This window comes from Salinicoccus sp. CNSTN-B1 (genome assembly GCF_054792835.1).
Window position 1 is genome coordinate 1,574,205 of record NZ_JBTWMN010000004.1, and the last position, 17,378, is coordinate 1,591,582.

The following is a 17,378-nucleotide window of genomic DNA, read 5'->3' on the forward strand; positions in this document are numbered from 1 at the left end:
GCCCGGGATTCCGTCAGGGACTCGAGATGCTTTTCTATAGCTGCGAGTTCTTCCTGCTCCCGGATGGATCCATCCATTCACGGCCATCCATCTGACTTTCCAGATGGCGTTTCCTATCCAGTGCCACTTCTTTTTCACGATGATAGGATTTGATCGCCGTCTCAATTTCACCGATGTCAGTGCGTTCCGAGATTCTGATCAATTCTTCTCGATCCATCGATACTTCATGGGTAAATTGATCTATCTCAGGTGTCAGGGAAGACAGTGTCTGTTGCACTTTCACCGCCTGTTCGTTTAACGCTGCGGTCTTTTCTTCCATTCTGGCAAGCTCATCCTTCGTCGTAAGGCGCACGGATTCGTTTTGCTGCAGACGGTGGCGGTATCCATCAACCTCTTTGCGTTTTTCTTTGAAGGCTTGCGCGAATGCTTCGAACTGCTCGTAACCTGTCTCGGTTATGAACATATCCTTCAATTCCTGGGCCCGGTGCAGCTGGTGGGTGATGTTATTCTCATTAACTCTGCCGTCCGCCAACCGCTGTTCCAGGCGCTTGTATTCTTCATTATACTCAGACTGCCTCTGGTACTTCGCAGAATCTGCCTGCTGATCTTGCTTAAGCTGTTGATAAGCCGATTCAAGATCTGCATAAGTCTTTTTGAGCACTTCCAGATCCACCCGCTTCTTATCAGGCGTCATCTCTTCCATCACTCTACGTTTCGCCTGCAGTTCCGATCGGCGCTCGGCCAGGTGCTGCATTGCATCATTGAGGGTTTTCAGACGCTCCTCTTCAGCCTCAGTCAGCGTTTCCACATCGTGCGGTAATGTCTGGACCGGCTGCCTGCACACTGGACAGTCATGACCGACTTCAAGGTGCTGTAGAAGATGGCTGATATGATGACCATCTTCAGTCGAGAACTTATCCTCTACGCTGCGTTTCAGCTTTTCCAGTTTTTCTTTCGTTTCTTCAGACTGCTTTTCCAATTGAAGGAGTTCTTCATCTATCTTGGATTTCTCTTCATCATTGCGCCGGTTATCTTGCTCTTCTTTGATGGCAACATCAAGCGCCATCCTCTCCTTTTCATTTTCGAAGACGGCCCGAGCCAGCCGATCTGATGCTTCTCGGCTCCATGCGTCTTCGTGCATGCGCCCCTTCAGTTCTTCAATCTGGCGTGCCAGCGCTTGCGACGTTTCTTCACTGTCGGTTTTAGCCCGCTGCAACGCTTCGATTCCAGAGATACTTTCCCGAATGTGTGCGTCCGACATGAAACGTTCCGTCCGGTTCAACCATTTCTCCAACCCAGCGTAGCGGTCTCCAGCGGCCTTCAATTCTTCATATTCTGCAAGATGATCCGCATGCTTTTTTTGCGAAATCTGCTGCACTTCGGTCAATTCCTTCAGGCTCAAGTCAAGCCTTTTCTGCTCAGCAAGGGCGTCACTCTCTTTTTGAGTGCATATTCCTTCTCTTTGGCGACCCGGTAGTCCGCCAATACCTTCTCCAATTCTTCCATCTCGGATTTCCGGCTCTCCAACTTGTTTAATCCGTCTGCAATCTCCTGCAGTTCCTTCACCCTTGTGTTATGCAGTTCCTTGGCGTCCAACCTTTTTTTGATGGTTTCAAACACCTTCTGCTGGCTGGTCGCTTCTGTAATCACTGCTTCAAGCTTTTCTGCCAGCAGCTTCTGGATTTGGTTGATTGCTTCTACCCTTTTGGCTGATGTGGGATAGTCCGCTTCCATCAGGCTCTTGACCGCGTCATGTTCATCCCCGCTCAAGGAATTGAAGAGCTCCTGTATTTTGGTCTCCATCACTGCAGTATCCTTCAATTTCTCTTTCTTCAGTTCATTGAGTTTGTTTTCGAACTGGACGAAGCGTTCCGTCCGGAAAAGGGTGCGCAGTATCTCCTGCTTCTGTTCGCTGGAAGAAGTGAGCAGTCTCTTGAATTCACCCTGGGGAGTACGAGGATCTGCCTGAACTGGTCCGCATTCAACTTGATGATATCCATGATCGATTGCTTGACGCCGTTGATGCTGCTGTCGATCACCTCACCTTCCCCGCTGTACAATACCGCTTTTGGTGGGACCGGGGTCTTCCGACCCGCCTTGTGGTAGGACAGCGTACGCTCCACTGTATATGTACGTCCGCGTATTTCAAACTGCAGCCGAATCGAACTGATATCATCATCCGTCGCAAATTGGCTTCTGACCGAACCTTCGGTACGATCTCTTGTCGACAGTGTGCCGTAGAGCGCATAGGTGATGGCGTCAAAAATCATCGTTTTGCCGGATCCTGTCCTGCCGCTGATCAGGAACATGCTGTCTTTGACTTTAGTGAAGTCTATCGTTTCTTTCTCGAACGGGCCGAAATAATGCATGCTAATCTGTATCGGTTTCATCTATATCACCTTTGAAATAGTTATTGAATATTTCTGTCTGATAACGGCTCGGTGATTCACCGAAAATGTTCTCGATGAATGAACCGAATATCTCCCCGTCGGTCGAACTGCCCGCATCAACAGCCTTCATGCTTTCTTCGCTGACTTCTTTTATGGGCCTCAGTTCCAATGTGTTCGGGTATATCATCTTGATCTTGGACATGGGGTCATTGATGTGCGACATGCCAGACAATTCAAATTTGAAATATGCTTCCTTATCATCAAAATGGATCGCTTCTTCAATGACATCATCGAATGTTCCAGTGTAATGAATGAGGTCACGCTTCACAGCAAGTGGCACAAAGCGGCATTGCACCCCACCATCTGTGTCGATGATACGATATCCTTTCGGCTGGCTCACTTCCGAGAAGGAATATTTAAGCAGCGAGCCACTGTAGAATATCTTCTCATGGGTAATGGCAAAGGGATGATGCAGGTGACCGAGCAACACAAGATCAAATGCTTCAAACAGTTCTGCACCGACCTCTTCTGACAACCCTATCGACAGCGGCCGCTCTGACTCCGATGCCTTGCCTTCAGAAATGAACATATGGCCGACGACTATATTGAAGGCACTTTTATCCATCACTTTCGATAACTGTTCTGTGATGCGGACATAGACGTCGTGATGGGTTTTTATCCCGTCGTCCTGAAAATGGACTTTCGCTTCCAGAACATCCAGATAAGGAATCATATAGAAGTGATGGTCCCCCATTTTTATTGGTGTCGTAATGTCGTCGATTGATGTGCGCATGTGGTAACCGCTCTTGGCAAACCAGTAGCTGCCGTAGTCAAGGCGCGAGCGGCTGTCATGATTCCCGCTGATCGCCAGGACGGGGACATTTTCCTCTATATTTATCTTATACAGATAATCATTCACCAGCTTCAATGCAGATTGGGAAGGGTTGGCGCGGTCGAAGACGTCCCCTGCGAGGACGAGGACATCGATGTCCTCTTGCCTTACGCAATCGAGTATCTGTTCGAGCATATGTTGCTGATCTTCAATAAGATCCATGCCGTTCAGCCGCTTTCCTATATGCCAATCTCCTGTATGTAGAATTTTCATTTTCCTATCACCTCGTATCTTTTGATTATACAAGAAAAACGCCCCCCAAGTAAGTTGGGGGGCGCTTTTTCAATGCAGCTGTCTGATGGATATGATGAGAGCATCCAATTTCTGCTCCATCCTATAGAGCAGAAAGAATGTGATCACTGCCGGAAATCCAACATCACTGACTAATGGTACCCATTCCATGCTAGATTATCTCGGTTACATTCTGTTCGACGATTTTAGCGGAATGGACAGACACCGGCTTGCCCTGTGATGGTGCCAGTACACCTGTGTCCATAAGCTTCTGGCCTCGAGGAGTATGGCCTCTTCTGTCAGGTTATCCTTCGGGTTGCTGATGTTCAGTGTAAACCGGCGGTCTGCCGATGTGTTGAAGACGATGACGAGTTTCTTGGTCATGGTTTATCCCCCTTATTAATTGATGACGTAAGTCTGTTCCTTCTCGACGATTGCATATACATCATTCGTCAACACTTGATACACCTCGGCTGCTGCATTGATATCTGCATCAGTCGCTGACAACTCCAGGTTTCTGACAGATCTGAAGCGGAGTTTTTCCCCGCCTTTTCCATCTGCTTCAAAAAAGTAGAACTTCGCACTTAAGTTTTTCAACATGTCCTTCACCTCCTTCGCCTTATATATCGAAGGGGATGATTAGATGGACAATATTCTTTTTATTTCTTATAATAGCCATGAGGTGAGGCAATGGACGATCTATTTATGTGGCTGATTGCACTATGGACCTTCATCATGTTGGGGCTCATGGTAATCGGCGGATATTTCATGTTCAGGAAATTTTTGAAGCGTATGCCAAAGGGAGATGGATATAGTGAACTCGATTGGCAGGCGTTTTATATAGATAAGGCGCTACCCCTGTGGCACGACGAAGCTAAATCCATGCTGAATGAGCTTGTCACTCCTGTGCCGGAACTATTCAGGGATGTGGCAAAGGAACGGATTGCAGGTAGAATTTCAAAGATCGCCCTTGATGAGGGCGCTAAAAAGATCACTTTGGACCACATCATGAAAGGATATATCATTGCCACGCCAAAGCGTGATCACAAATTCATGAAAAAGAAACTCAATGAATTGGACATTGATTATACACCGTATGAGGCGCTCTTCGAATATGCCGATGATGAAAAGCAGAAATTCTCCATATTTGAGCAGACAGAAAAAGTAAGCAGCAGATCAAGTTGACTTGATCTGCTGCTTTTCATATTGCTTCAATTTCACCAGCATCGACAGACGCCATATTATGATCATGACGAAGGCGAGCAGGAAGAACATCCCACCGATTTCACCGGGGAGATGCTCATGGACAGGATGGTCTTCAGTACGATCCTAAGGACAAGCAACCCGACCAGTATGACGGGGAAGAGTTTCGATTGTCTGACGTATAGCTCGCCGCCCTTCTCCTCATAACGGGTGGTGACGACGAGCAGGACGGAAAAGATGAGTCCCATTGCCACTGCTTCTAAGATTTCGGAAGCGCTGAGCCTGAAATATGGGAATACATACATCAAGGCGCCGGTCGACATCATCACCGGTGGTATGATGATCTTGCGTAACGTCAGCGGTCGTTTGGCCGCACGCTGCCTGACGATTATGGCACCAATACCCATGATGACAGCCATAATGGATGCGGCTGTAAACAAAATGCTTTCAATGCCCATGGCCTAAAACCCCTGGAAATCGCCGAAGAACGGCTGCAGCCAATAATGATCTGCGTCAGTCCATCAAAATAGAGCAATACACCCATCATAATCATGATGACGCCACCGATCTTCATGATACGGTTTGAATATTTCAGCATCCAGCGTGTCCGCGACACGAAGAAGCTCAGTGTAAAGAACGGTACTGCAAAACCAAGGCAGTATACGACCATCAGCATAAGGGCATTGTTCGGTTCAGATGCACTCATCGCGAATATTGCACCGATGATCGGACCGTTACACGGCGTCCATCCTGCACCAAAAGCCATGCCGATCAGAATGGAACCAAAGAAACCGGATGGTCTGTTTTTAAACTGGACCTTCCTGTCCTTCATCAAAAAGTTGAAGTTCAGTACACCGGTTACAATAAGACCGAATATTATGATCAGGATGGCACCAAGTTGACGGATCAGATTCGAGTATTCTATCAATAATCCACCAAAGAATGCGGTGCCGAATCCGAGTGCGATATAAATCAGACTGAATCCAATCAAGAAAAATAAAGTATGAAGGATCGCCCGCACATTGAACTTCTGGTTTTCCACTTCATTATAGCTCATACCTGTTATGTAGGAGATGAAAGCCGGGAAGACCGGAAGTACACATGGGGAGACGAAGCTGAGTACGCCTGCACCAAATGCGAGAAGGAATGTCACTTCACTACCCATAGAAAAACCCCAATCAGATATCATTCTATCAGACATCCTCTCAGTTTAGATATTCTATGGGACTGAATATGCGAACATTGTATGACAATTATTGCTGGCCATTCTGCAACTGGTACATCTTATGGTAGATGCCCCCTTCACGGATCAGCGTGTCATGCGTACCGCGCTCGACAATTTCACCACGGTTGAGCACCAGGATCTGGTCGGCATCCTGTATGGTCGACAATCTATGCGCAATCGCGAGCGTCGTGCGTCCCCGACGCATCTTCTCCAAGGAATGTTGGATCTGTTCCTCTGTTTCGGAATCGATATTTGCCGTCGCTTCATCAAGAATCAATATTTTAGGGTCTATCGCCATCGTCCGGGCGAATGCGATCAGCTGGCGCTGTCCGCTTGAAAAAGCACTGCCCTTTTCGATCACTCTATGCTGATAGCCGCCCGGAAGATTGTTTATGAATTTCTCCGCGTAGACGAACTCCCCTGCGGCCTTCACTGCTTCAAATGTCATATCGGGATGGTACAGTCGGATGTTTGAAGCAATGGTGCCATAGAAGATGAATGGGTCCTGCAGCACCAGTCCGACCTTCTGCTTCAGTTCGCCTTTCGGCATTTTCTTGATGGAATGTCCATCGATGGTGATATCGCCTTGATTGAATTCATAAAAGCGCATAAACAGGTTAATGATGGAACTCTTGCCGGAACCGGTATGTCCGACCAATGCCACAGTCTCACCCGGCCTGGCTGTAAATGTGATGTGCTTCAGCACATCCACCTCACCGTCATAGCTGAAGGTCACATCTTTAAACTCGATATGTCCATCGGTGATCTCCGCTTCCTCATCCTTATCTTGGACCGGTTCCAGGCGCTCATCATCCATCAAGGTGAACACCCGGCTTGCGGATACGAGTGCCTGCTGAAAAATGTTCAGATTCTGACTGACCTGGTTGATCGGTTCAAAGAACCGTTCCATATACTGCAGAAAGGCGAAGACGACACCGGCTGTAACGGTCGACTCAAAGCTTAGCAACCCGAAATAGCCAAGTATCACTGCGATGGCAAGCACATAGATCATGCTGATCGCGGGCCTCAGGAGCAACCCATCGAGTTTGACGTTCTTCATATTGTATTTATAATGCGTTTCATTTATCGTATTGAATTCTTCCTGCAGACGCCGCTCCTGATTGAACACCTGGATGATCTTCATGCCTTCTATCGATTCTGCCAACTTCGCATTCATCTCACTCAAAAGCTGGCGTGCATGGGAGAAGAAATTCGCTGAATACCTACGGTATACTGCCAAAATGGCAGCAATCACAGGCATGAAAAGCAGTGCAAACAAAGCCAACTTGATGTCCAGGATGAACATCATCACAAAGCTTGAAATGACCATGAAGATCGCCATAAGAAACGTTGCCAAGACACCGATGAACATATCGACGATGGCTTCCGTATCATTTGTGATGCGTGAGACGACGCTGCCTCCAGGCACTTTATCGAAATAGCGCATGCCAAGACGACCGATCTTTTCAAAAGCATCGATCCGCAGCTGCTGGATCACCTTGAACGCCAAATACTGGAAGAGGTAGATGTTCATGTATGTGGTGACTGCCCCGAGTATCTGGACGATGGCGAAAAGGACGATCAGCCACATGATGTCCTGCTCCGGAAACACGCCTGGTGTCAAATAATCATCAATGAAGATCATGACAAGGTAAGGTGTGGCCACGCCTGCTGCAGTGGATACCGCAAGCATAAGGAACCCCAATGTCAGCACACCTTTGAAAGGCAGCGTATATTTCATCAGACGAATCAGAACATCCTTCTGATCATTGAATGTTAGATTCAGAGTGTCGTTCTCCATCTAATTCCGCCTCCCTTCAGCCATGTCTTCCAAGGAACTCTTCAGAGATTCACGCAGCGCCTGCGCGTTATAGGTGTCGTGGTACCAGCCCTGCTCCGCCATCAGCGTGTCGTGCGTACCCATCTCCATTATGGTGCCGGCGTCCATGACGATGATCAGATCTGCATGGCTGACAGCACTCATGCGGTGTGCGGTAATGATGTTTGTCTTGCCGCGCCGGTTGGATTGCAGGCTCTCAAGTATACGTTCTTCGGTCTCTGCATCGACGGCTGATAATGAGTCATCAAGTATCAGCACTTCAGGATCGAGAATCAGTGCGCGCGCAATGGATATGCGCTGTTTCTGCCCTCCGGACAATGATACGCCACGCTCCCCGACAACGGTTTCGTAGCCGTGGGCGAATGCTTCTATATCATCATGTATCTGACTGAGGCGCGCCGCTTCATGGATTTGTGCATCATCCATTTCTGGATTGCTGAACGCGATATTATTGCGGATCGTCGTGGAGAAGAGGAAATGATCCTGGGGCACATAACCGAACTGCGCCCTCAGATTGCTGATGTTATAGTCTCTTAGCGGATGGCTGCCGTAGACGATATCTTCCGGGTTGACCGTATCAAATTCGCGGAGCAGGAGCCTGAGCAATGCGCTTTTGCCAGAACCGGTACGGCCGACTATACCGACCGTCGCGCCTCTCTCAATTGTAAAACGCACATCCCGTACTCCACCTGAATCTTCACCTGGAAAATTAAATGCGCCGATGTTAAAGTGAATGTCTCCTTCAGGCTGATCTTCTATCAGATATTCTTCCCCGATATCATTTTTCGTTTCCATGATTTTCTCTATACGGGCGTAGGAGGCGCTCCCCCTTTGAATCAGGTTGAAGAACATCCCAAGCGCAAGGAGCGGCCAGACCATCATGCCGAGGTAGGTTGTGAATGTGACCAGCTGTCCGACGGTGATTGCATCGTCAAGCACCATGCGTGCCCCGAAAAATATGGAGATGAAGTAACTCGCCCCAATCACTGTCATTATCGTCGGATCGAACAGCGCATCGATTTTTGATACTTTTAGATTTTTATCGACGACATCATCACTCAACTTCCTGAAGTCTTCCTGGTCATGCGACTCATATCCGAACGTCTTGGTCACCTTGATGCCCGATATGCTTTCCTGGGTCTTATCGTTGAGCATGCTGAAGGCAGCCTGTGCCTTCTTGAAACCGCGGTTTAAGAGAGTACCGTAATAGCTCGTCAATATCACCATGAACGGTAACGGAATCATCGCCATCAATGTCAGTTTGGGGCTGATTGTAACGGCCATCGTCACCAGTACCGCCCCTCCGGTGATCAGTGAATCGGCAATGGTTAGAATGCCGGCACCGGCAGTCGCCTGGACTGCTTGTATATCATTGGTGGCATGGGCCATCAAGTCCCCGGTGCGCTTCTTCTGATAGAATGAAGGGCTCATCTGTGAATATTTATTGTAGAGTGAAGACCGAAGAATCTTCCCGAGGCGGTAACTCGCCCCGAAAATCATGATGCGCCAGAAGTATCTGAATATGTATGTCAAGACGGCCACTACTATTAGCAGAATGATGAATTGCCCCAGTCTCCCTCCGGTCAGCGTTTCCTGCCTTATGCCGTCGATGACCCATCCTATGACTTGCGGGGGCACCAGTTCCATCAATGCAACGAGTATCAGCATGATGATGCCGGCGATGTAGTTTTTCCGTTCCCTTTTAAAGAACCACCCCAACTTTTTGAAGACTTTCATGCCATCCCCCCTTATTGTTGACTGCAATTAAATTCTATCATATATTTCGAAAATTGAAATATTTTAAGCATAAAAATAAACCCTTCTATAATAGAAGGGTTCATCTTTATTTTTTTGATGCTTTCATACGCTCTTTTGTTGATTTTGAATCGGCACTGCGATTCATCATCGTCATCATCTGATTGATTTTCTTCTGGGAAGGTTTCTGTCCCATTTGCATCATCATCATTCTGAGCATCTCTTCATTGATAGGTGGATTCTTTTCGAGGTAATCCATCATATATTTCCGTGCCATGAAGAAACCAAGGGCAACGCCACCGATGAGTGCAACAATAACAATCAGTATCCAGATCCATGTAGCCAAACTGCTCACCTCTTTCTTCGTAGAACAGTATAAAGTCTACATCAAAAACAGGTGTTTTTCAACAGATTATTTCTCCATCACCGTCTCCAGTATCCGTTCGACGGTAAATCCATATTTTTCGACGACTATGTCGCCAGGCGCACTCGCACCGAACGTATCGATTGTGTGCAATTTGCCTTTCATGCCGATGAAGCGGTGCCAACCCAGGCTGGCTGCCATTTCAATGGCCGTCCGGTTTTCTATATGCGTGTTCAATACACTTTCGATATAGGCTTCGTCCTGTTTCAGGAACTGCTGCATATTCGGGATGGAGGCGACTTTCACTTTTACACCTTGTGCATTAAGCTGCTCTGCTGTATCCACAGCCAATGGCAGCTCGCTTCCGGAAGCGAATAGGATCGCATCATCCCCTTCGTCGTAGGCAATATAGCCACCTTTTTTGACCCCTTCCTCAACAACGTCATATGGCACATCTATCGTTTTGACATTTTGACGTGTCAGCACAAGGGCCGTCGGTGCATCTTCAGCTTCCATCGCTATCTTCCAGGCGGCACGTGTCTCATTGCCTTCTGCCGGTCTGATTGTATTGAGGTTCGGGATGGCGCGCAGACCAGCAAGCTGTTCTACCGGTTCATGCGTCGGACCGTCTTCCCCTACTGCGATTGAATCATGAGTCAGTACATAAGTTACAGGCAGTTTCATCAGCGCGCTCAAACGCATAGCTGGCTTCAAATAGTCACTGAAGACGAAGAACGTGCCACCGTAAGGACGAAGGCCGCCGTGCGCTGCCATGCCATTCAAGGCAGCCGCCATACCGAATTCCCTGACGCCAAACCAAATGTTCCGTCCCGCATAATTATCAGGGCCGAAGTCTTCTTCATCCTTCACATTGGTCTTATTACTGCTGGCGAGGTCCGCGGCACCACCGAACAATGTCGGAACGGAATCAGACAGCGCCTGTATCATATCGCTTGAGACCGCACGTGTGGCTTTCTCTTCCCCTGCTTCATAATAAGGCATATCCTTATCATAATCTTCCTGTAGACGGTGGTTGATGGCATCCTCGAGTTCAGCGTGCAGTTCTGGATGCGTTTCTTTGTAGCCTTTAAGCATTTCATTCCATGCTTCTTCTTTTCATTGCTTCTTGTTTTCATCGTTTCACTGAAGCGTTCATAGACCGATGGATCGACATCGAATGTCTTCTCCGGGTCCAATCCATAATATTCAAAAGCTGCCTTGCGTTCCTCTTCACCGAGCGGCGCACCGTGTGAGGCGCTTTTGCCTTGCTTGTTCGGGGAACCGTAGCCGATGATCGTCTTCACTTCGATAAGTGTCGGGCGGTTTGATGCCTTGGCATTCTTTATCGCTTTATCTATGGCATCGCAGTCATTGCCATCCTCCACTTTGATGTAGTGCCAGTTATACCCTTTAAAACGTGTGCCCACATCTTCTGAGAAGCTCATGTCGAGATCGCCATCGAGCGATATGTCGTTTGAGTCATAAAGCACAATCAGTTTGTCCAACGCCAAGTGGCCGGCCAGTGATGCCGCTTCATGGGAGACACCTTCCATCAGGTCACCATCGCTCGCGATGACATAAGTGTAGTGGTCCATCACATCATAGCCATCCCTATTGAAGCGGGCTGACAGGTGCTTTTCAGCCATCGCCATACCGACACTCATTGCGAAGCCTTGACCCAATGGTCCTGTCGTCACTTCCACACCTTCGGTATGTTTGAATTCAGGGTGTCCAGGCGTCTTCGACTCGTACTGCCTGAAGTTCTTCAGCTCTTCCATTTCAAGCGAACCGCTCAAGTGCAGCAGGCTATACAGCAACATGGACCCATGGCCCGCACTCAATACGAAACGGTCACGGTTGAACCAGTCCATTGAGTTCGGGTTGAAGTTCAGATGACGGGACCAGAGTGTATAGGCCATCGGTGCAGCCCCCATAGGGAGGCCCGGGTGGCCGGATGCCGCCTTTTCGATCGCATCGATGGATAGTGAGCGGATTGTGTTGATAGCTAGTTGGTCTGTCTTGTCAAAAGTCATTTGCGCATACTCCTTTATGAATTCTTATTTTTATCTGCTTGGATTTTCTTTACCTTTTCAGGGGTCACATCATTGCCTTCAGGGTCGACGACTTTAGTGTTCTCCACCTGCTTCTTGAATGAAGAGCGGAAGTTTTTAAGATACTCTTCCCTCAAACCTTTCAGTTCGGAGCGTTCATCCCCTGTAATGCTGCCCGACTTCTTTTTGGCAGCGAGCGTATTGATCCGCTGAATTTTATCTTTGTCTAACATAGCAGCCCTCCTGTCCACTTTCTTATAATCTACCATAAAAAAAAGTGTGGTACCATTACCACACTTCAAAGTCATCTTATGAATCCAATCATTTCCATCAACTGCTCCATATTGCTGCGCTCGGCGTATTCTTCAGCCGATAGATCCGTCTCCTCTACAGGCGGGGGTGCATCGTCATGTGTGACGACCTGGTATTCATCTATATAGACAACTTCAGAATTACTATTCCCTTCCTTGTGGGAATCCAACATGAAAATGAGGCCAGCAGCGAAAACAAATATAAAGACCATACCTAATAGTTTAAATTCCCTCAATGTCATCATTACTACCTCCAGAACATATGTTTGTATAAACATATTAACAGAACGCCTGTTCCGGGTCAATGGAAGAGCGAACAAATGTTTGTAAGATGCCCTCTCATATGATAAAATTTAAACAACAACAAGGCGGAGGTAATAACTATGAAGGCGCTAACAGACAGGCAGAAACAAATATACCAATTCATCAAATCCACAGTGAAGGATAAAGGCTATCCGCCGAGTGTCAGGGAAATCGGCAATGCAGTCGGCCTCCAATCGAGCTCGACTGTCCATGGCCATCTGGCTAAACTGCAGGAAAAGGGCTTCATCAAAAGGGACCCGACAAAACCTAGGGCAATCGAAGTCATCACGGAAGAGAACGAGAGCCATGGTGCCGTAATCCATGTCCCGGTCCTCGGTAAGGTTACAGCCGGGCTGCCGATTACTGCCGTAGAGAATATCGATGAGTACTTCCCTCTCCCGAACATTTCACAGCGAACCACAACAGTGAGATATTCCTCCTCAATGTAGCTGGGGACAGCATGATTGATGCAGGCATCCATGATGGGGATAGAGTGATAGTACGCAAGCAGAACATTGCCCATAATGGCGATATCATCGTCGCAATGACGGATGACGATGAAGCAACAGTCAAACGTTTCTATAAGGAGAATGGCTACTATAGGCTGCAGCCTGAAAACACGACAATGGAACCAATCATCTTGGACAGTGTCGCTGTACTCGGCAAAGTCGTTGGACTGTTCCGTGCATTTTAAAGAATTTCATATATAAAAGGGCGCATCGTAAAGATGCGCCCTTTTGTCTTTCCGTATCCATCCTGTCAATATCCTTTGTTTCGAATGTTTTATCTATCAAGTATGATTCTGATTTGTTCTAAAATATCTTTTGGATCTTGCGTTTGCTTGTCTTCTGTTTTATGTTTCAATTGCATCCCCTCGTTCTTGTTTCATTCAGGATGGTGATCTGGAAAGATTATTCTATATTTAAATATATAAGCCCGCTCCTCTATTTTCCCCTTATTCCGATAGGCGAAACATTATTTTTCAATTTTTATTTTCCACAATACTTCAATGGAATCATATTCTATCTTTTTAATATGCATGAGGGACTCATTAGAGTTCAGACGAAGGAAGATTGGCTTCCCCATTGCTGGTCTAGAGTAGAAGCATCAGAAGCCGGGTATGGATTAACATGCTGAAACCCCTTTTTTAAAGCACAATCCACACCACAATTGTTGGGGATTTATCCTGTATGTTCTGCAAAATGAATAGGACCGGAGGAATTTTAAATGGCAATCCGGATAAAGGTTTTTTTCAAAAAGTTGGTCCACTATTCCTTAAAAGATAAAGTGTTTGATATGGCTGCCCAGCTTTCTTATTATTTGCTGCTTGCGATATTTCCATTTTTAATCCTAATATTTACCTTAATGCGATTCCTGCCACTCTCAACCGGGACTGTACTGGATATCATCAGTCCGTATGCGCCAGAAGGGTCAATGCAGTTGATTGAAGACAATTTGTATCATGTGCTCGAGGTTACAAGAGGTGACTTGTTGTCGATCAGTATGGTAGCGACTTTATGGTTGTCCGCAATGGGTGCCAGTGCATTGGCACGGACATTGAACAGTGCGCACCGGGTGGAAGAGAGCAGGCCTTTCCTTAGGGCATTTGGTGTTGCAATTCTGCTCACCGTCGGTATGATCCTAGGCGTGATCATCTCTTTAATATTATTGGTGTTTGGAAGCGGAATCGGGTTATCCATTTCTTCCATGTTAGGAGTCGACCCCAGTTTCCTGCAGGATTGGAACACTTTCCGCTGGACTTTCAGTTCTATCATCCTAGTGGCATTAGTTGCAGGTCTGTATTACTTTGTGCCAAATAAGAAATTGCGTTTTCTCGACATCCTTCCCGGCACATTATTTGCAGTTGTTGGCTGGCAACTGGCTTCGCTCGGGTTCTCATACTATGTGAGTATCGCCGATTACTCCATTATTTATGGAAACCTTGGAACCATCGTCATTCTACTGATCTGGTTGTATTTATCTTCTCTGATAATTCTAGTAGGCGGTGAAATTAACGCAATCATAAGCAGTAAAAGGAGTGAGGAATTACAGTGACCTCTCTGAAGTAGGCAATAAATTTCAAGTATGCTCTATTTCTACGAGAAAACTTTTTAATAGGGAAGCTGATCATTCTGGGCGGTGTGGCAGCCTATACGCTGTTTCTTCACTGCCTTCCTTTGTATTCGCTTCATTCAAGGTAGTGATCCTGAAAGATGATTTCGTATTTAAACACATAAATCTGTTCCTCTCCCCTAGTTCGATGATTAGAAACCATACAACTTGGCTATGTATGTAATACAGGTATTTATGGAATAAAAGCCAAATTATACATAATAAATTGGATACGATTTATGTTATTGAATCCAATACGATCTTCATTACAGATAGCATGACATGGGAAGACCGGACAGCTGGGTATGGCATCATCAACGAAATTGCTTCTGATGGCACACGTACATTCATTAAAGTCCATGCGCAACAGCAATCCATATATCTACCCGCGTCCTGAATAACATTTCTAGTAATATTCGCGGGAACCATATAAAAATCATTGCACAAGAGGAGTTTGAAACTTAAATAGTTTGTGGATGCCAATCAATATAAATCCCCAATGTCTACACAGATGATTGATGCATAAGTTGACACATTCATTTCGAAAGGGACGACTTTGTCATCATCGGTAATATGCCACTAAGTGAAAAAACGCCAACTGACATGAAATACACATATAAAACCCATTTTAGCCTAGAGTTTTCTAAAGGATATTGCCACTATAGCCAGATAAAGGATAGAAAGTGACAAGGACGGGATGCAGTTTAGCGAAGACTAAATGGAGAGGAGCATTCGATGAAAAAGTCCTTAAGTATTCTATTGATGACCCTGATTATGCTTTTGCTTACAGGATGCGGTGGCACTGACAATGAGGCTGAAGAAGCGATGACGGATACGGAAAAGGAAACGACAGAGCAGCCGACTGAAGCAGTGACCACTGAAGAAGCGGCCGTAGGAGGCACCACAAGTGAAGCGTCTACGGAGGAAGCGAAAGAAGACTCCGAAGAGGAAACAACAGAGGAAGCGACCGAGGAACAGGTGGAAGAGGCGACAAACGAAAAGACGAAGGAAGAAACGGAAGAAGTTTCCATGGGCGGGTCTTCTGCATCCGGCCCCTATGAACAGCATATGATCCAAAATCCCGCCGGTGAGGCATGCATCATGAATCGTCTTGCTGCAGAGCACTGTGAAGGTATTACGATGCAGCAGAAATTCCTCGCCTACCACCATCTTAACTTTACAAATGTGCTGCCGATCTCACCGAACATTGGCTGCCTTGAGTGCATGGTGGACTATTCGTTCGCTGTTATGGATGGCACCCAAGAACCGATCAGCATCAATGAGATGGATAAGAAAGGTGCCCCTTTCACTCCGGATCTCGATACTTTCATGGAATCATATGCCTATGAACTCGCCAACTTCTTCAATGGCCACCCGAACCGGCTGATGGATTACATCGGGCAGGATAGCCCTGCCATATCCTATCTTGACAACAACCGTGCATCTGGCAATTTTGCCGATCATACGACTCATTCCGTTGATGTCCAGAGCATCGAAGACAAGGGAAACGGCACATATAATGTCACGATGTACCGTGAATATGAACATATCACTTCCAACGGCATCGAAGGCGGGACGGTTGAATATACAGTATGCGAAACCGATCACGCATTCAAAATCGTGGACTTTAACTGATGGCACTAATGGATTGAAAGAAGGCGACTATGAGATAGTCGCCTTCTTTATTTTCTTATATAGTTTTCCGTATAGTAAGGCACATTTTCTTCATTATATGCTGTGCCGGTCCCCAGGTGTGTAAAACTGGCTTTCAATGTGTTCTCCCGGTGCGGGGTGAATTCATGAGGCTATGGTGCGAGAAGATAGGCGAAGTATGCCCCATCGCTATATTTTCCCTGCCATCCTGTATGATACATCAGCTGACTCCAACCGATCCTTCAAAGTCACGCCGTCTGGGGAATCATGGTTGAAGTAATTTTTCTCAACCATGTCCCGGCTATGGCCAAGCGCTGCTTTTGAAGCCGCTTCGTCCCATGATAGAGGTTCCAGACCGTATTCCTGTTGGTTGCGTTAACGAGAAGATGGTTCATTTTGGAATTATCCGCCGGTTCAGGATGATTATAAAGGGCGCTGCTTTCACCAAAGGCCTCTTTATCTACGACAAGCAGACCGTTCACCTGATCCGATTTGTGAAGATCATAGAAGAAATAGACGTATGTGCCATTGATATCATAGACTGCATATTCTTCATTATCCACACGCAGCCGCTTCCATCCCTTCTTGATGGTTGATTCCGGAGTACCATATATGGAGTCGACCTGTTCTCTGTCCAACCCTTCGATGTTGATCGTCTCGACTGATACGTCCCCACTGTTTGTATAGGCGCCGACGACCCTCTGATCTTTAACCAATACCATATGGAACACGCCTGGCTCACTTTCAATGTAGAACTCTCCTTCATATTCCGAGCCGATATGTTCTTTACCGGTAGTATCATATTCACTGTCGAGCGCAATCTCCACTTCCTGGGTCTGATCGCTGTTCACCTGGTGGATTTTATCCATATTGTAAGAAGGATAAATGTGCTCTTCGAGCCATCCACGCAGATAGGACAACTCCATACCTTCCTCAAAATCATAGGATTGCAGCACAGGAGCCGTAAATATCCAAACGAAATATAGGAATACGATCATCATCACTTTTCTTATCATACAGGCACCTCCCCTCCTCATATATTTTAAAA

Annotated in this window: 16 protein-coding genes and 6 pseudogenes; 4 read left to right on the forward strand and 18 right to left on the reverse strand. The window is 46.7% G+C overall.

The features are described from left to right. Positions 1-34: 34 nt before the first annotated feature. The 8 genes and pseudogenes from ACYF68_RS09315 to ACYF68_RS09350 form a co-directional block, all read right to left on the reverse strand. On the reverse strand, positions 35-1,402 hold the full coding sequence (locus tag ACYF68_RS09315; RefSeq protein ID WP_461046526.1) for a hypothetical protein: 1,368 nt from the start codon (positions 1,400-1,402) through the stop codon (positions 35-37). Beyond that, a complete protein-coding gene (locus ACYF68_RS09320; protein ID WP_461046528.1) occupies positions 1,399-1,803 on the reverse strand; it encodes a hypothetical protein in 405 nt (134 codons plus the stop codon). Before ACYF68_RS09320 ends, ACYF68_RS09315 begins: the two co-directional genes overlap by 4 nt. A 29-nt stretch (positions 1,804-1,832) precedes the next feature. Beyond that, positions 1,833-2,390 carry an AAA family ATPase gene (locus tag ACYF68_RS09325; RefSeq protein WP_461046530.1) on the reverse strand — a complete coding sequence of 186 codons (558 nt, stop codon included), beginning with the start codon at positions 2,388-2,390 and terminating at the stop codon, positions 1,833-1,835. Continuing rightward, positions 2,371-3,495 carry an exonuclease SbcCD subunit D gene (locus ACYF68_RS09330; RefSeq protein ID WP_461046532.1) on the reverse strand — a complete coding sequence of 375 codons (1,125 nt, stop codon included), beginning with the start codon at positions 3,493-3,495 and terminating at the stop codon, positions 2,371-2,373. Before ACYF68_RS09330 ends, ACYF68_RS09325 begins: the two co-directional genes overlap by 20 nt. A 69-nt stretch (positions 3,496-3,564) precedes the next feature. After that, positions 3,565-3,684, reverse strand: coding sequence for a YvrJ family protein (locus tag ACYF68_RS09335; RefSeq protein WP_344701018.1), 120 nt, complete (start codon positions 3,682-3,684; stop codon positions 3,565-3,567). A 1-nt stretch (position 3,685) separates the two neighbouring features. Then, on the reverse strand, positions 3,686-3,778 hold the full coding sequence (locus ACYF68_RS09340; RefSeq protein WP_461046534.1) for a hypothetical protein: 93 nt from the start codon (positions 3,776-3,778) through the stop codon (positions 3,686-3,688). A gap of 65 nt (positions 3,779-3,843) precedes the next feature. Continuing rightward, positions 3,844-3,897 (reverse strand): annotated as a pseudogene (locus tag ACYF68_RS09345) (DUF2922 domain-containing protein); the annotation flags it as partial. Positions 3,898-3,912: 15 nt separating this feature from the next. Next, a complete protein-coding gene (locus tag ACYF68_RS09350) occupies positions 3,913-4,113 on the reverse strand; it encodes a DUF1659 domain-containing protein (RefSeq protein ID WP_344701022.1) in 201 nt (66 codons plus the stop codon). Positions 4,114-4,203: 90 nt separating this feature from the next. Here ACYF68_RS09350 and ACYF68_RS09355 point away from each other — a divergent pair, with 90 nt between their 5' ends. Continuing rightward, positions 4,204-4,698: a DUF2621 family protein gene (locus ACYF68_RS09355; RefSeq protein WP_380570860.1), complete on the forward strand. Its 495-nt coding sequence runs from the start codon at positions 4,204-4,206 to the stop codon at positions 4,696-4,698. Here ACYF68_RS09355 and ACYF68_RS09360 read toward each other — a convergent pair. From ACYF68_RS09360 to ACYF68_RS09395, 8 genes and pseudogenes are all read right to left on the reverse strand, one after another. Continuing rightward, positions 4,690-5,174 (reverse strand): annotated as a pseudogene (locus ACYF68_RS09360) (CcdC family protein). The gene ACYF68_RS09355 and the pseudogene ACYF68_RS09360 sit on opposite strands and share 9 nt — an antisense overlap. Before the next feature lie 3 nt (positions 5,175-5,177). Beyond that, positions 5,178-5,881 (reverse strand): annotated as a pseudogene (locus ACYF68_RS09365) (cytochrome c biogenesis CcdA family protein). An 88-nt stretch (positions 5,882-5,969) separates the two neighbouring features. Beyond that, a complete protein-coding gene (locus ACYF68_RS09370) occupies positions 5,970-7,742 on the reverse strand; it encodes an ABC transporter ATP-binding protein (RefSeq protein ID WP_461046536.1) in 1,773 nt (590 codons plus the stop codon). Next, the gene (locus ACYF68_RS09375) at positions 7,743-9,518 is read right to left on the reverse strand and encodes an ABC transporter transmembrane domain-containing protein (RefSeq protein ID WP_461046538.1); all 1,776 of its coding nucleotides are present in this window, start codon (positions 9,516-9,518) and stop codon (positions 7,743-7,745) included. Between the two features lie 106 nt (positions 9,519-9,624). After that, positions 9,625-9,882: a YneF family protein gene (locus ACYF68_RS09380; protein ID WP_344701034.1), complete on the reverse strand. Its 258-nt coding sequence runs from the start codon at positions 9,880-9,882 to the stop codon at positions 9,625-9,627. A gap of 66 nt (positions 9,883-9,948) precedes the next feature. Next, a pseudogene (tkt, locus tag ACYF68_RS09385) lies at positions 9,949-11,933 on the reverse strand (transketolase). Positions 11,934-11,947: 14 nt separating this feature from the next. After that, positions 11,948-12,184 carry a DUF896 domain-containing protein gene (locus ACYF68_RS09390; RefSeq protein WP_461046540.1) on the reverse strand — a complete coding sequence of 79 codons (237 nt, stop codon included), beginning with the start codon at positions 12,182-12,184 and terminating at the stop codon, positions 11,948-11,950. A gap of 71 nt (positions 12,185-12,255) precedes the next feature. Continuing rightward, positions 12,256-12,507, reverse strand: a complete 252-nt coding sequence (locus ACYF68_RS09395) for a hypothetical protein (protein WP_461046541.1) — start codon at positions 12,505-12,507, stop codon at positions 12,256-12,258. A 138-nt stretch (positions 12,508-12,645) separates the two neighbouring features. On the opposite strand from ACYF68_RS09395, the pseudogene lexA reads away from it, so the two are divergent. The 3 genes and pseudogenes from lexA (at position 12,646) to ACYF68_RS09410 (ending at position 16,312) form a co-directional block, all read left to right on the forward strand. Further along, positions 12,646-13,259, forward strand: a pseudogene (gene lexA, locus ACYF68_RS09400) (transcriptional repressor LexA). Positions 13,260-13,792: 533 nt separating this feature from the next. Then, positions 13,793-14,620 carry a YihY/virulence factor BrkB family protein gene (locus ACYF68_RS09405; RefSeq protein ID WP_461046543.1) on the forward strand — a complete coding sequence of 276 codons (828 nt, stop codon included), beginning with the start codon at positions 13,793-13,795 and terminating at the stop codon, positions 14,618-14,620. 792 nt (positions 14,621-15,412) lie between these two features. Then, a complete protein-coding gene (locus ACYF68_RS09410; RefSeq protein ID WP_461046545.1) occupies positions 15,413-16,312 on the forward strand; it encodes a hypothetical protein in 900 nt (299 codons plus the stop codon). A gap of 207 nt (positions 16,313-16,519) precedes the next feature. Here the strand turns inward: ACYF68_RS09410 and ACYF68_RS09415 are convergent, their stop codons facing one another. Both ACYF68_RS09415 and ACYF68_RS09420 read right to left on the reverse strand, forming a co-directional pair. Then, positions 16,520-16,684 (reverse strand): CAP domain-containing protein, encoded by a 165-nt coding sequence (locus tag ACYF68_RS09415; RefSeq protein ID WP_461047568.1) that lies wholly within the window; start codon positions 16,682-16,684, stop codon positions 16,520-16,522. Positions 16,685-16,788: 104 nt separating this feature from the next. Next, positions 16,789-17,367: pseudogene (locus ACYF68_RS09420) on the reverse strand (CAP-associated domain-containing protein); the annotation flags it as partial. Positions 17,368-17,378 lie beyond the last annotated feature (11 nt).